Origin of the sequence: Flavobacterium sp. RHBU_24 (genome assembly GCF_046613695.1) — a bacterium.
In the GTDB taxonomy this organism is placed as follows: Bacteria; Bacteroidota; Bacteroidia; order Flavobacteriales; family Flavobacteriaceae; genus Flavobacterium.
Genome location: NZ_JBKJHD010000012.1, coordinates 23,581 through 39,270 on the forward strand (window position 1 = coordinate 23,581; position 15,690 = coordinate 39,270).

Annotated in this window: 8 protein-coding genes and 1 tRNA gene; all 9 read right to left on the reverse strand. The window is 43.7% G+C overall.

From position 1 onward, the window contains the following. Position 1 precedes the first annotated feature (1 nt). Positions 2 to 3,595 carry a DUF6443 domain-containing protein gene (locus tag ACLI09_RS12485; RefSeq protein ID WP_411419957.1) on the reverse strand — a complete coding sequence of 1,198 codons (3,594 nt, stop codon included), beginning with the start codon at positions 3,593 to 3,595 and terminating at the stop codon, positions 2 to 4. An 18-nt stretch (positions 3,596 to 3,613) separates the two neighbouring features. Beyond that, positions 3,614 to 7,000, reverse strand: coding sequence for a hypothetical protein (locus ACLI09_RS12490; protein WP_411419958.1), 3,387 nt, complete (start codon positions 6,998 to 7,000; stop codon positions 3,614 to 3,616). Positions 7,001 to 7,015: 15 nt separating this feature from the next. Further along, positions 7,016 to 8,635: a T9SS type A sorting domain-containing protein gene (locus tag ACLI09_RS12495; protein WP_411419959.1), complete on the reverse strand. Its 1,620-nt coding sequence runs from the start codon at positions 8,633 to 8,635 to the stop codon at positions 7,016 to 7,018. 753 nt (positions 8,636 to 9,388) lie between these two features. Then, positions 9,389 to 9,460: transfer RNA gene (locus ACLI09_RS12500), tRNA-Arg, on the reverse strand. 80 nt (positions 9,461 to 9,540) lie between these two features. After that, complete coding sequence (locus tag ACLI09_RS12505) at positions 9,541 to 9,990, reverse strand: GatB/YqeY domain-containing protein (RefSeq protein ID WP_411419960.1); 450 nt, start codon at positions 9,988 to 9,990, stop codon at positions 9,541 to 9,543. A 97-nt stretch (positions 9,991 to 10,087) separates the two neighbouring features. Further along, a complete protein-coding gene (gene ftsZ / locus ACLI09_RS12510; RefSeq protein WP_411419961.1) occupies positions 10,088 to 12,154 on the reverse strand; it encodes a cell division protein FtsZ in 2,067 nt (688 codons plus the stop codon). Positions 12,155 to 12,166: 12 nt separating this feature from the next. Continuing rightward, positions 12,167 to 13,561, reverse strand: a complete 1,395-nt coding sequence (gene ftsA, locus ACLI09_RS12515; protein ID WP_411419962.1) for a cell division protein FtsA — start codon at positions 13,559 to 13,561, stop codon at positions 12,167 to 12,169. A 5-nt stretch (positions 13,562 to 13,566) separates the two neighbouring features. After that, positions 13,567 to 14,289, reverse strand: coding sequence for a cell division protein FtsQ/DivIB (locus tag ACLI09_RS12520; RefSeq protein ID WP_411419963.1), 723 nt, complete (start codon positions 14,287 to 14,289; stop codon positions 13,567 to 13,569). Then, the gene (gene murC, locus ACLI09_RS12525; RefSeq protein ID WP_411419964.1) at positions 14,276 to 15,625 is read right to left on the reverse strand and encodes a UDP-N-acetylmuramate--L-alanine ligase; all 1,350 of its coding nucleotides are present in this window, start codon (positions 15,623 to 15,625) and stop codon (positions 14,276 to 14,278) included. Before murC ends, ACLI09_RS12520 begins: the two co-directional genes overlap by 14 nt. Positions 15,626 to 15,690 lie beyond the last annotated feature (65 nt).

Genomic DNA, 15,690 nt, shown 5'->3' on the forward strand with positions numbered 1-15,690 from the left:
TTTAAAGTCCTGGGATATATCTATGTATTATTAAGCCTGCATCTATGGCTTGCTGTAAAGGTGCGGATATAATTGTAGAAGAACGCGTATGTAGAATCATATCGAATCCATTTTGTTGAGCATATTGAGAGTAATCCCGTAACTGACGGGTAAAACTTTGATATTTCACATTTTTAACTTCTTCTAATACTTTTCCAAATTGATTTAATTTATCAGGAAATCGTATTTTTCCTGCAATTTGTATACCAACTTTTGGACCTGTAATTCCCACAGCTTCTTCACCAGCAACACCTAATGTTTTAGCAAGTGCTGTCCCTTCCTCAAGAGCAACAACCGCCTCTTCTGTGTCAACAACCACATTAAGAGCCTCAGCCCCTTCAACAGCTACAGTTAATGTCTCGCCCGCCAAGACCATAGTACCGAATTCCGCTAATGCTGGAAGAATAAGGTTTGGTGCTACAATTCCTAATGCTCCTACATATATCTTCCTCTCTGTCTCATCATATTTATGCAGGTTCTTATAAAAATCCCTACCAGCTTGGGTAGAGGCAAGTACTTCATATTTCTTCATATAGCCTTCCCCAAATACTGCCGAGGTAAGGTCTATATTCATTCCTAAATGTGGCAACCATGAAATACCTGTTTCCCGTCTGGCATTAATGGTCACGCCTCCAAGTTCGCCATAATCGTAAGTTGTTTCATCAAGTACCTCTGCAGTTGTAGCATATTTTGCGCTTTCCCCTTCAGTTTGCATCCCGTCAATATCTATAAAATAAATAGGGTTGTCTAATGCATATGCGTAAGGACTTGTCGACAGGTATTTTGATGCAAGCGGGTCAATATTCATCCACCTGCCCAGTGCAGGGTCATAATTCCGTGCGCCGTAGTCGTACATGTTAAGCCCCAGTTCATCCTGCAGCTCTTTACCGTTGTACTTATAGTTGTTTACCAGCTTATCGGTAGCGTTTAGGGGCGGGTACAGGATTACTTCACCGTTCATCGCAAGGTACATCGCATGGGTCGTATTATAGTTAAGGTGCTTCAACCCAAAAGGGTAATAATGGTTTTCTTCCATAATTACCTTGTTGCCGGTCTTCTTGTCTTTAGTGTAACTTAGCCTTACGTTGCCCAAATGGTCTTTGTACTGGTACACATAATTGTAATTATTAACACCACTTACAACCGTATTGTCTACATACCCCTCAGCCGTTGGAAAAAACTGCAACACCCCTCCTTTGTACTGGAAGCCGCTTAGGTAATCAACATATACCGTAGTTAAATTACCCGATACCACTTCTGTTACCGTTTTCTTCAGCTTCCTGCCTGCGGCATCATAAAGATAGATAATTTTGTTTGTGCTGCCAAAATTTATCTCTACCGGCAGGTTAAGGTGGTTATACTTAATATTGGTAATCCCTTTGTTCCTGTCTGATGTTACGTTGCCATTGCCGTTTACAGCATTGTTGTCATAAATGTAGTCGTCTACCAGGTTGTCAGGGCTGTCTTTAAATCCCTGTGGGCTCGCGTCGCCAATCTCTTGTACTTTCATTAGCCTGTTAGTACCCGGAGCATACGTATAGGTAAGGTTATCTATCTCTACATCTGCGTACAAGTCATCAACCGCGCCATTCCTCATAAGCGCCGTTATATTGCCATTCTTGTCATAACTTATATCTTCATCATAACTGCCTACAGAAGGTATCGTTGGCTTCTGGTAATAGGCATGTTTAAGCCGGTTAAGGTTATCATACTTATAGCTGTATTTCCGTTTCTGGCCATCTGTAGCCGTCTTCCAGTACGTTTCAGAAATATTGCCATTATACAAACCTGTAACACCATCAAAAGTAGGTCCTGAAATAGTATTATAGGCTATTTTAAACGCGAACAAGTCAGTACCTAGATTATCTACATCATTAATGTCTGTTAACCAGCCGCGGGCATTATAAGTATAACCTATGTTTTGCAATGACCCTAGCCCAAATGGCGATACAGATCCATTATATTTATTTTTAAGCTGCCCAAGCTTATTATACGCGTACCCTACCAGTGGCTGCGCTGCAAGCGCGTCAATCTTATGGGTATGGCCCGATAATCTGTCCTGGGCAGTATAGGTAAAGTTTTCCTCTAAGGTAATATCCGGGGTACTTCCTGTCAACCGCTTATGTGTAGTAACTGTTTTTGTAGGCGAGCCGTCAAAATCGAGCGCAGTATCTACCTGCGTAAAGCCGCCCAGGTAATTTGCTGTGCGGCTACGTACCGGCCGGCTTTTATAATCATAAAGCGTATAGCTTATTTCCCCTGTTGTATTTGCCTGGGCATCCAGTACCCTTACCCATGAGCCTGCAGGCAGCCCTTTTACTTTACTGCGGGCATTTTTACCGTTAACCGGCACCGGGAAGGTGGGTGCACCTGGCCAGGTATAGTCATCATAGTAATTAATAGTGAGCAACGCAAAACCCGAGGGCTGACTGGGTATCGGGTTATAACCGGTACTGATACCGCCATTGGTACCACTGCCGCGCACCGCGTTTACAACAGTTGTAGCAGCGCTTGCCCTTGTTGTTGAATTAACCGTAGCTGTGTACCACCCCGTCATGGCTATGCGGCCATAGTCATCGTATATGGTCCTGAGCCAGCCCTGTGTTGTACCGCCCCAGGGCGACAATGCCGGGCCGGTTAGTATTGGCCTGTCCAACTGGTCATATACAATAAACTCCCACTGCTTACCGGGTATTTTTTTTTCTATAAGGCGGTTGCGGCCGTCATATTTATACTGGTAGCAAAGGTTATTAAGTGTTGTGGTTGTAATGGTACCACTAACTAATGGAGGCAGCACATAGGTTAAATTCCCAAACTGGTCGTATACGTAGTAGGTATCGTGGGCAACATTACTATTAAAAGTCCTTTTTAAAATCAGTTGTCCTTCCCTGTTTTTAAATTCCTGTACCGTATTGTTATTATTATCGGTGCTTTTCCAGTTTTCATCCTTTATTATGGTTTTATACAATTCTCCGGCTGCATAGTTACTTCCCGGATTTGTAAAAGTGGGTACATAACTTGAATTTGTGCTGGCACTATACCTTTTAACGGCGTCTGTGCTGCTATTCGACATTTGAGCGAATTTAACCGTTTTATCATTGGTACTGTAAGGGTCAAGATCAGCTACCCATGCGTTTCCGGGAGCGGCCTGTTTTAAAACCCTGCCAAGCGGAGAAGCTTCCAAAAACTTCTCAGACCATGGATTTAAAGTAGTTTCATCTACTTTGAGATTATCACCGTAGTAGGCAAGTGTTGCAGCTTTAGCGTTGGCTTCAAATGCCTGTGCTGTTCCATTTGTGCTTACATACGGCAGGTATTCCCGTACCTGACGGCCAAAGCCGTCATATTCAATGTGAGTAATGATGTCTTTACCGTCACCGCCCATCTTGCCCTGTATTTTCTGCGTCGGCCTGCCCAGCCCGTCAAAGTAAGTAACGTTTACTTGCTGGGTGGCTGTATTGGCCGAGTCGCGCTGGGTTATGGTCTTAATATAATTTTGAATCTGTGCCATTGATGCAAGGGGCAGCAACAGCATGAAATATAGTATTTTTTTCATTAGTGATATGGTTGGTGGTTATTGCCCATAGATGTATTGATTCTCAGATAAAGCATTGCCCCATTTGTCCCTCACAAACTTAAGCCTGCCAAAAACATCATATTCGTAATTAAGCACATCGCCTTTAGGGTCGGTTATGCTCGTAACCCCCACAAGTGGCTTATAAGTAAACGTAGTTATCATGGCATTGGGCAACAGTGTCCTGATGTTTGCCGGTACTACGGTTAAGGCCTTAAGCGCGGCTTCTGTGGTTCCAAGTGCAGTTGCTACCTGTGCGAAAGTTGCATTTTCAATTTTTGCAAGCGGATAGGTTCCTTTATAGCCCCATATGTACGCTATAGATATTCCATTTGTTTGTTTTACTTCCAATATATTGCCGTTAGCGCTATCTATCTTCTTGTACTCGAGCCTTGCTTCAGTGCCATTATTTCCTTTTGCCATTTTAACATATTGGGGTTGCATTAACCGTATTGTATCATTTGGATTCCAATCCTTAAATACGGTTTCTGTTTCAGATAGTTTTGCAGTGCCCTTAAAGGTTTGTGTTACCAGAGGTACCTGCTTCATGTTATTAGCAAGAAGGTCAGGCACGGCGAGCCTGTCGCTTACTTCAGGGTCATTAGCATATAAATATTTGGTAAGTAAAGGTGCTGCATCACTCGTTGCCTGGCTTACCTGCGCTACATTATAATGGTAATCGTAGCGGTAGCTATAGTCAGTGGTGTTAAGCATTTGGGTACCATTATCCAGGTATTCAGTTGTTAGGCTTTTCTTTAAATCTAATGTGCCGCCAGTCATGTAGTAGATTTTATACCCCGTTGCTTGACCCTCAGATAATGTATCACTAGGAAGCTTAACAGGTATTTGGGTCGCGGGTATATTATAATACCTATTATTTTTAACATATCCTCCATTTGGCTCAAAGTCCTCTACCATTGGTATCCTGAGTGACGGTTTAAAAAATGGATGATTACATAGGGGGTTGGTCAAGGGGCTTGCTAATTCCAGTGAATCTCCAAGGAGATATGTATTTTGTGTTTTTTTTACCATCTGGTAACTATTTCCCTGTTTCTTGTACACCTTTACATTTAGCTCTTTGCCACGCAACCATTCGTTATCTGTGGGTGGGTGGTAAGGGAACTCATAGTACCTCCCTGTATCATATATCATAGAATATTCGTATTCGGTTTTGCCGATAGTGTTATCACCATCGCCATAATATTCCGTTACAAATTTATACCCTACATTGTTACCTTGGTAGGTGCTGAATATACTTCCTCCCCCCGAACCCCAGGGATCGCTTTCAGCGTTGGCAGGTTGTCCATTGAGTGTGTCCTCGGTAAGGCTCACAAAACTTGTGAGGCCCAAAATACGCCCGCTTGCCTGGCCAGTTTGAGGATTTGTATAGCTATAGGTTTTTGTTAGTACTACATCAGAATCAGGTGATTCTATGTATTCTATTTTGCGAATCCTGTTTCCAGCGCCATGTATAACTTTGGTACCACTGTAATTTTCACTCACACATGTTAATTCTGCGGGCTCTATGAATTGTGAAGTAATTTCTTCGTGCCAATTGATAGATACAAAGAAGGATTGACACTGGTTATTCACGCTATAGGGCGTTGAGCCTGTATAATCTACTTTTAACTTATACTTTCCCGGATCAAGCGATATTGTTCTTGTCCCCGGATATATCAGGAATGAATTGCCAAATGTATTAGTTACAGGGTTAAACTTCAGTATCGAAATTGTGAATTGGCATATTGAAGGGCAATCAGGATTGGGTACAGGATTTACTGGGCAACCTACAGGGCTGTTACACTGACAGGCGGCAATCCCATAGCCATGTGCCGTACTTGTGATTAAACTTGTCCGATATTCAGAAACTTCAAAGATATCAGAGTAATCACCATTTCCATTATATTTCGGTACAGGGTTATTATTTTCATCTACATTGTCTTCATCTACGCTTTGTGGATTCGCGTCGAGTGGTGATAAAGTAACAACCCTGTGATAAGAAGGGTTAGGGTTGGCAAAAGCAATACTGTTAGGGAACACATTTACAGCAATATTGGGTTCATAGTAAAATTTAACCTGCCCGCCTTCAGGCTTTGTCATAGTTTGCAATAAACCAGCCTGTACCTTTTCGACATCCACACTCAAATCATCATAATATGTTTCTAAAAAGGTACCGTTGTTTTTGCCGTTGTAATACCCCCAGACATCTACCGAATTAGAATGGCGGCTGGGCAAGACAATAGGATTGTAATCAAAACTGTATGGAGGGAGCGTGTTGCCGTCTTTGTCTGCAAATTGGACTGTTTTCAGGAAAAGCCGTTTATATGCCGAACTATCTTCCGCTAAATACCAATTAATATTGACGTAATCTATTTCACTCGTTGTATACTCGTAATCAAAAATAGCCTGCTTTATTGCCTGGCCTTCTTTATTATATAATATGATTTTATGAAGGCTATAGTTACCTGGCATCTCTTCAGGGAAAGCTTCGGTATATTCAAACTTCAACTTACCCTTATCAAAAGAAATACTGTCAAGACGCTGTTGCTCATTTCTTATATCGGATGTATAACTATCAGCGTGCGGGCCAATAACTTTGTCATAAGACCTTCTGGTATGATAGGTTGTTTCTTTAGTATAATAGTACTTTATTTCGGTATTTTGTGCTGTTTTTATTGTAGTAAGATGCCATGTATTAGGATAGTTAGAGAAGCTGGCTGCCCCTTGTGGAGGTGTTTGGGTTAAATCAGTATTGTGTATTACACGATTAAGGAAAATCATATCATTGTCCGTCGCATTATTCTCTCCAAAGATATATTTATTCCCCTTACCGTCTGTTATTGCGCCCTCTGATACCGAAAAGTCTGTGTATTGTTGTGTCACGGAGCCCCCTCCAATTAAATCGGGTATAAGCTTACCGCTCACGCCATTTACAGAAAAACTGTACTGGTCAGGCAACATATCACAGGTCTCCGCTACACCCAGATTAGTACTTGCCGAGACTGAGTTTCGTTCATTTAGGTCGCTAAAAACCTTTGAATAGTCGACGCATTGAAACTGCAACGCATCGTCTTTATCCCTTACCTGTTTTGTAATCATGCCGCCACAGTTCAATGCCCAGCCTATTCCTACCCTTGATCCAACCTCCGCTACCTGTATGCCTCTGGCGTGATAACTGATGCTAATAGGAACGTTTACGCCTCCCGATTCTATTTCAAATAAAGGGATATTTATATTAGGTAAACCTGTATATAATGATACGGGAATTTCTGCAAATTTAAAGACTGCTGATGCTTCCGGTGATGGAGGCATAATATTAGGCATTTGCTGCCCGTAACTTATTACTGTCCCGAAAAATAATATCAGGAGATATTTTATTGTATTCATCTGTTGGTTGGTATTTTAATTCCTATTTCTCATTACTTTCACCGAGTCCGTGCCCTTGTCGGTTTTCACCTCCACGATGTAGATGCCTTCAGGGTACGCACTCACATCAAGCGGAATGGTACGGCTGTTTACCTCAAAGCTTTGCAGCATCCTGCCTGAGAGATCAAAAAGGGTGGCGGTGCCGCTGTTGAAGTCAAAGCCTACAATAATGTTGGTAAACTCACCGGCTGGGTTAGGTATGGCTTCAAGCAAGGTGCGCTTGTCTTCTTTTTTCTTTTTGTCCTCGTCTTTCAGCTTCACGACCCAAAAGTCGTTGCTGCCTTTGCCGCTGTTCTTATCGCGTGATATAGCGCCTTTGCTGGTGCCTGCCAGGATGTAACCGCCATCGCGGGTTTCCACCAGTTTTTTAAGCAGGTCTTCACCATTGCTGCCTATGGTTTGTTTCCACAGTTCCTCGCCCTCGGCAGATAGTTTTATAGCGATATAGTCGTTGATGTCTTTCTTGTCTTTTTTGTTACCCTGGCCTATTACCTCGCTTTGGGCATAACCGCCAATCAGTATTGTACCGTCATTGTTCTCGACCAATGAGGTAAGCACATCTACATTACCTGTGTTGTAGGTTTCCTGCCAAAGGATGCTGCCTTTTTTATCCAGTTTAAGTACCCAGAAGTCAGCGCCTTTTTTATTGGTTTTTGATTTGTTGCCCGTGGTTGCTGAGACAGAGCTGCCCCCAAGTAGGTAGTTACCATCTTTTGACTGGGCAATGCAGTACAAATGGTCGTCTTCTTCGCCGCCGTACATCTTTTCCCATTCGGTAGCGCCGTCTTTATCTACCTTTACCACCCAGTAATCACCTGCACCGTAGTTATCCAATGATTTATCAATCGAGGCTGGCGAATTAGAGTACCCACCCATAATGTACCCACCGTCCTGGGTTTGTACGATGCTTTCCAGCACGTCATTATACTGGCCGCCTATGGTACGCTGCCAGGCTACCTTGCCTTTGTTATCCAGCTTTATCACCCAGTAGTCCAGGCCGCCACGGCAGGCTTCTGACTTTCCGTAGGGGTCGTCCTGGCCTTTCATTACCTTAAGGCTTTGGGGAGATGCCGAGGAGCCGCCTATGATATATCCGCCATCGGTAGTCTGTGAAATGGACTTGACCAAATCCTGGCCGGGGCCGCCTATGGTTTTTTGCCATTCTTCGCCGCCTTTGGCGTTGAGTTTTACAATCCAGATGTCTTCTTTGCCTAAGGCGGAATCAATCTTATTAAAACCTTTAGTTGATTCCGATGTCCCGGCGAGGATAAAGCCGCCATCATTGGTATTGCGGATGCTGTACAGGAAGTCAGGCCCTGAGCCGCCAAGGTTCTTTTGCCATTCGGCCTCGCCGTCCTCATTCATTTTCCATACCCAGTAATCAAGGTCGCCTACGTTGCCTTCTTCCTTGTTGCCGCCTTTTACCGACAGCGATGCCCCGGCAAGGATAAAGCCATAGTCAGCCGTGGATTGTGCATCTAATAAATATTCTGCTTGCTTGCCGCCGTAGGAGCGTTCCCAAAGGATATCCTGGGCTTGGGTAATGCCATAAAATAGCAGCAACGCACAGGTAGTGCGCAGGTGTGGGATATGCATAATCGGTTGGTTTTGAAATTAGATAGGCAAATAAAGTTTTAAAAAAGTTAAAAAACAAATTTTTAACTTTAAGGTTATTTTAACAAGTAGATAAAATACCGTTTCAGTAAATTAAGCAATCTTTTGATTTAAAAGTATGGCTTAGATAAAACTAAGAATGAATTATTACAAAAGATGAAATCTAAATTTATCCTTTTGATGAATAGTGATACTCTTAAAGAGGTAGCTTAGGGATAGAATGTTTACTATAATACTCTAAACATTTTGTACATTGCTATGAAAGGGATAGTCCACTAACAAGCACGAATTAGCTGTTTTGCATCCCGAAAAACAACAACATGATTTTCATTAAAAAACTGATATTTAATTCATTATCATAAAATATTTATATCCATAAATTATTGTAGTGTAAAGAACTATTTAGTAACACCCACACAATAAGACCTGAAGCCGTTAGGCTATTATGAAGACTCTTTCGGGGATTCCCAAGGGTGTATTTTTTGGAAGATTTTCAATATATCAGCACTTTATGGTTTTTCCAAAACATTGCAAGACATTTATAGACATGTTAAACAGTGATAAATGAGGTCGAAAAAAAGATTTATTTACAGTAATGCAAATTAAAAAAAGGTAATAGTATATTCTACCAAAAGCAGTCTTTTTTCGGTATGGTTAAACTAAAACACAAGAATCGTACAGACAACAAAAAAAACCATAAAATACTCATAATTAGTATTTTATGGTTTTATATCGTGACCTCATCGGGATTCGAACCCAAATCTTCAGAACCGGAATCTGAAATTCTATCCATTGAACTATGAAGCCAGGTTTTAGTTTAAAGTTTCAGGTTTAAAGTTGCCGTACTGAACGGTCAAAAAGCGTGAAACCTGAAACTTTGAACTAAATTAAACAAGCGTTTTCTTCACTACGCTTGATATCATTTTGCCATCGGCGGTACCGGCAAGCTCTTTGCTTGCTATGCCCATAACCTTACCCATATCGGCCATGCCGCTAAAGTTATTTTCGGCTATAATCCTGCGCACCACGGCTTCAACTTCCTCCTCGGTAAGCTGCGCCGGAAGGAACTTTTCAATAACTGCGGCCTGTGCCAGCTCCGGGTCGGCAAGGTCCTGCCTGTTTTGCTGTATGTATATAGCGGCGCTGTCTTTACGCTGTTTTACCAGCTTTTGCAGTAGCTTTATTTCTTCTTCTTCGCTTATTTCTTCCTTAGCGCCGCTTTCGGTCTGCGCAAGTAATATGCCCGATTTTATAGCCCTTAGCGACTCCAGCGCTACGGTATCTTTTTCTTTCATGGCCGTTTTCATAGCATCCATGATTTGTGACTGCAAACTCATAAGCAATAATTTAAATGTGGTGCGAAGATAAAAAAATAACCCGAAAATATAATCATATTTTCGGGCCATCCTTCACAATCATTCACATTTGGGTTAGTTAATCCACGTTATCATGAAGGAATGAATTGTTTGACCTCAATTGCAGGTCGTTATTACTGTCTGTACCCAGCGACAGGCGCGACTTGCTGTTATCTACCCGTGAGTCGTGCAGGTCTATACCCATCCTTTTATAAGCGGGTTCTTTTTCATATTCATCTACCCTTGCGGCATTGTTGTGGAATTTATAATTAAACTCCTTCATTTTCCTCCTGCGCTCCTCGGCCCTCATACGCAACGTTTCCTCAATGGTCATTTCCACCGGAGATGGGTCTTCCTGTACAGGCGTGTAGCGCGGTGCTACAGGTTCTGCCGCACGGGGCTGCTGTGCCACTGGCTCTTCAGTTTTAGGGGCTATTTTTTCAAAAGTATTCCTTAGTGTAAAGTTAAGCTCCTCAGATATTGGCTCTTCCGCTTTAGCGGCAGGTTTAGAATTTAGCAGTTCATTTTCTTTCTCGAGATAATCTTCAAGAGAATAACGCACTACACCTGTTTCGTTAAGCTCAGTTACCGGAACCACGTGTACCGGCGCTGTAACTTTTATATCGCGCACCTCGTCGTTAAGGCTAAACAGCAGTTTCTCCTCGCTTTTGGCATTGTCTACCGAAAGGTCAAATGAGAACGTAAACTGCTCTTCTTTTTTCTCAACGATTACAAACTCAGGGTCTATAACCTCTATATCCCAAATACTTTTTGCCATGGGCGGAGCGGAAACAGGAGCAGCTACAGGATGTGCCGTGGCAACAGGCTGTACCTCAAATACTGGTGGTGCCTGCTTTACCGGTTCCGGCGCTACGATTTCAAAAAATACGTCAAGGCTGTTTATGTAGGCTGAAGCAATTTCAGCCACTTCAACAACTTCAGCTATGGGCTTTTTTTCAACGACAACTTCCTCCTCAAGCGAAAAAATTATTTTCTCTTCCGCTACAGGCTCTTCAGCCCTTACTACCGCTTTTGGCTCAGCCGGGGCTGAAAAGTCAAACGATGGCACTATTGGCCTCTGTGTAAGGTTGTGCACCATTTTCTGGTCTTCTTCCAGTGCGTGCACTATTTTTTTAGGCTCTGTATTTACAATTTCATTTTGCTGTTCTACATTAAAGCCGGTGGCAATAATGGTAACGGCAACGGCTTCACCCAGGCTCTCGTCCTCACCCACACCCATAATGATGTTAGCATTGTGCCCGGCTTCCGCCTGTATATGGTCGTTAATTTCACCTATCTCATCAATAGTAATCTCGGTAGTGCCACTTACAATAAGCAACAGTACGTTTTTAGCGCCTGAAATTTTGTTATCGTTAAGCAACGGGCTGTCCAGTGCCGATATAATAGCGTCTTTAGCACGGTTTTCTCCTGTCGCGGTTGCGCTACCCATTATGGCCGTACCACTGTTGCTAAGCACGGTTTTGGCATCCTTAAGGTCGATATTTTGCGTGTAGTGGTGCGTAATAACTTCAGCGATGCCACGCGAGGCTGTTGCCAATACTTCGTCGGCTTTACTAAAACCTGCCTTAAAGCCCAGGTTACCGTATACTTCCCTTAGCTTATTATTATTGATTACAATAAGCGAGTCTACCTGTTTGCGCAGGCGCTCTACACCCAGCATGGCCTGGTCGCCACGCACCTTTCCTTCAAACTGAAATGGTATGGTAACAATGCCCACGGTAAGTATGTCGCGCTCCTTGGCAAGCTGTGCAATTACGGGAGCAGCACCGGTACCGGTACCACCGCCCATACCCGCGGTTATAAAGAGCATTTTGGTATTGGTATCGAGCATTTTTTCAATGTCTTCAATACTTTCCAGTGCCGATTGCTGCCCCACTTCGGGGTTAGCGCCAGCGCCAAGGCCTTCGGTAAGGTTTACACCAAGCTGTATTTTTGTAGGCACAGGGCTGTTTGCAAGCGCCTGGCTGTCTGTGTTGCAAATAACAAAATCTACGCCTTTGATGCCCTGCTTAAACATGTGGTTGATGGCGTTACTGCCGCCTCCGCCTACTCCTATAACCTTGATTACGTTCGACTGGTTTTTAGGCAGGTCAAACGAAATGCTTCCAAAATCTGTATTCATCATAATCTCGGGTTTTTATTCTGCGTTATCTAAAAAATCTTTAATCTTGTCTATATACTTGTCAAAAAACGACCTTTTCACTTTTTTCTCAGTGCTTTCAGGTACATTTACCGGCTCTCTTTCTACTGCTACGGTTTCCAGGTCTTCTTCCACCTCTTGCACTACAGGGGCTGTTTTTACAGGCTGTACCCTTACCGGTGCCTGGTATACCGGTTTTTGCAACTCTACCAGTGGCGTTGCGCTCATGGTATTGTTACGAAGGCTGTTCATAACCAATCCTACTGCTGTGGCATATAACGGACTCGAAATTTCTTCGCCCGATTTACCTGCAAGGTGCTCATTAGGATAACCTATGCGGGTATCCATACCGGTAATGTATTCTACCAGCTGCTTAATGTGCTTAAGCTCTGCGCCACCCCCTGTAAGCACTATGCCTGCTATCAGTTTTTTGCGTGGGTCTTCGTGCCCGTAAGCTTTAATCTCGGCAAACACCTGCTCTATAATTTCAACCACGCGGGCGTGGATGATTTTAGAAAGATTTTTAAGCGAAATCTCTTTCGGCTCACGGCCCCTTAAGCCCGGTATCGATACAATTTCGTTATCCTTGTTTTCGCCCGGCCATGCCGAACCGAATTTTACTTTTAATAGTTCGGCCTGTTTCTCTATGATAGAGCAGCCCTCTTTAATATCCTCGGTGATAACGTTACCACCAAAAGGTATTACTGCCGTATGGCGGATGATGCCGTCTTTAAAAATGGCAAGGTCTGTAGTACCGCCACCTATATCGATAAGCGCCACACCGGCCTCTTTTTCTTCCTGGCTCAGCACGGCATCTGCCGAAGCAAGTGGCTCAAGTGTTAGGCCCGAAAGGTCCAGCCCCGAACTCTTAATGCAACGGCCTACGTTACGGATGGATGATGCCTGCCCCACTACCACGTGGAAACTGCTCTCAAGCCTGCCACCGTACATACCTATAGGTTCTTTTATTTCGCTTTGTCCGTCTATCTTAAATTCCTGCGGAAGCACGTGGATGATTTCCTCGCCCGGCAACATGGCCAGCTTGTGCACCTGGTTAATAAGCATATCGATATCGGCATCGCCTATTACTTCATCAGAATTGCTCCTGCTGATGTAATCGCTGTGCTGTATACTGCGTATGTGCTGGCCAGCTATACCCACTACCACATCGTTAATGCGGTAGCCGCTGTTAGCCTCGGCCTCCTGTATGGCCTGTTGTATAGACTGTATGGTCTGGGTAATGTTATTAACCACACCCCTGGCCACACCCAGGCTCTTGGACTTGCCAATACCCAGTATCTCCAGCTTGCCATACTCGTTCTTTTTGCCAATCATTACAACAATCTTTGTTGTACCGATGTCTAAACCTACTGCAATGCTCTCTCTTTCCATATCCTCTATTTTTTGGTGCACACCACCTGCTGCGTAAACTTCAGGTTAATTGTTTTGTAATTTTCTATCAACGTATCCTTAACAGCGTCCTGTAAGAACGCTTTATAATTTTTAAATTTCCGGTCAATGTTTATGGGCTGCCCAAAAACAATTTCATAATCATAATTCCTGCTGCGCATTGTTACTGTGCCTGCCGGGGTTACGGCCATCCCCGTGATGTTCTTCTTTAAAAAGCCGTCGTCATAAATATAATCAAGTAACTCTTTTAGCTTAACACCATCTACCCTTTCAATGCTGCCCGACACCAGCAAAACACGTGCGGTTTCGCTGTCGCTGAGCGGCATTTCTTGGCCGTTATAGTCCAGATAAAACGATTTCGCCCCGGAAAAAATTCTGGCGACGGGCTTTTTTTGGGTTACGATTGCCTTAAGTTTTCCATCAACCGTAGCGTAAACCTCTGCCCTGTCGACCATAGGATTTTTGTCGATACTTTTTTCCACCTTATTCAAATCTAACTGAACTTTTGCTATGCCCGTAATACTGCCGTAATTTTGTATCAACAACTTATTAACGTTATCTTTAGTAATATAATTCTCGCTATCCGCAAACAATACCTCGGGCTCTTTCAGCAGCCTGCCCTCATTCCGTTTTGCCGAAAAAGAGTACAAAAACACCACTACCCCCATAATGAGGATAAGCCTTATGTTTGCCCAGTTAATTTTTTTCATCTAAAACAGCTTTAATATCTGGCACCATCTCTCCTATATCGCCCGCCCCTATGGTTATAAACACCGTGGCATCGCTCAGCTTAAGCAGCGGCAGCAGGTTGTCCTTGCTTACCAGCCTCTTATTGGGGTTCTCTATCTTATCCAGCAGCCATTTGCTTGTTATCCCTTCTATGGGCAGCTCCCTGGCCGGGTAAATGTCTAACAATACTATATTTTCAAACTTGCCCAGGCTCTTTGCAAAGCCCTCGGCAAAATCGCGTGTACGGCTGAACAAATGCGGCTGGAACACCGCCAATACCTTTTCGCTGGGGTACAGTTCGCTTACCGCCTGGTATACCGCGTCAATCTCTGTAGGGTGGTGCGCATAATCGTCTATATACACCAGCCCCTTTTTCTTTATCTGGTAGCTAAACCTGCGCCTTACGCCCTGGAAGCTTGCCAGCGCCGACTTAATATTTTCATCCGACACTCCGTAGGTTTTTGCCATGGCCAATGCCAATGTAGCGTTAGTAAGGTTGTGGTGACCCGGGAGCCCGAAACGGATATCCGTTAACGTACCCTGTGGAGTGGCTACATCAAACACATACCACCCATTATCTATCCTTATATTTTGTGCAGAAAACTGCCCTTTGCCTACCCCAACCGTTACACCTTCCAGCGGAAGCCCGTTAGTTATAAACAGCTTATTCTTATCTTCAACCTTATCTGCAAATTCCCTGAACGATGCTTCTATTGAAGCCGTATCACCGTAGATGTCAAGGTGGTCGGCATCCATGCTGGTTACACAGGCAATATCCGGGTGCAGGTGCAGGAACGAGCGGTCAAACTCGTCTGCCTCGGCTACCGTTACGGTTTTGCCGCTGCCTATAAGGTTGCTGTTATAATTTTCAACCACGCCGCCTATAAAGGCGGTAACGTCTACCCCGCTCTGGTACAGTATATGCCCCAGTATGCTGCTGGTTGTGGTCTTGCCGTGTGTGCCGGCTACCGCAAAGCAAAATGTGCCTTTGGTAATAATGCCCAACACTTCGGCACGCTTTTTCACTTCAAAGCCATTCTGCAAAAAATAATTCCATTGCAGGTGGTCCTTAGGTACCGCCGGGGTTACTACCACCAGCGTATTTTCTTTGTCAAGGAACGGTAAGCCTACAAGCTCAACCTTATCGTCAAAATGGATACTGATGCCTTCTGCCTTTAGTTCATCCGTAAGATGGGTAGGCGTTTTATCATACCCTGCTACATTTTTGCCTATAAAGGTAAAGTAGCGCGCCAGGGCACTCATGCCTATGCCACCAATACCAATAAAATAGACGTTATGTATTTTTTCCAGTTCCATTTTCTTGAGCTTCTTAGCTACTGAGCCACTGAGCTTCTTAGCGTAGGAGCTAAGAGGCTTAGAAG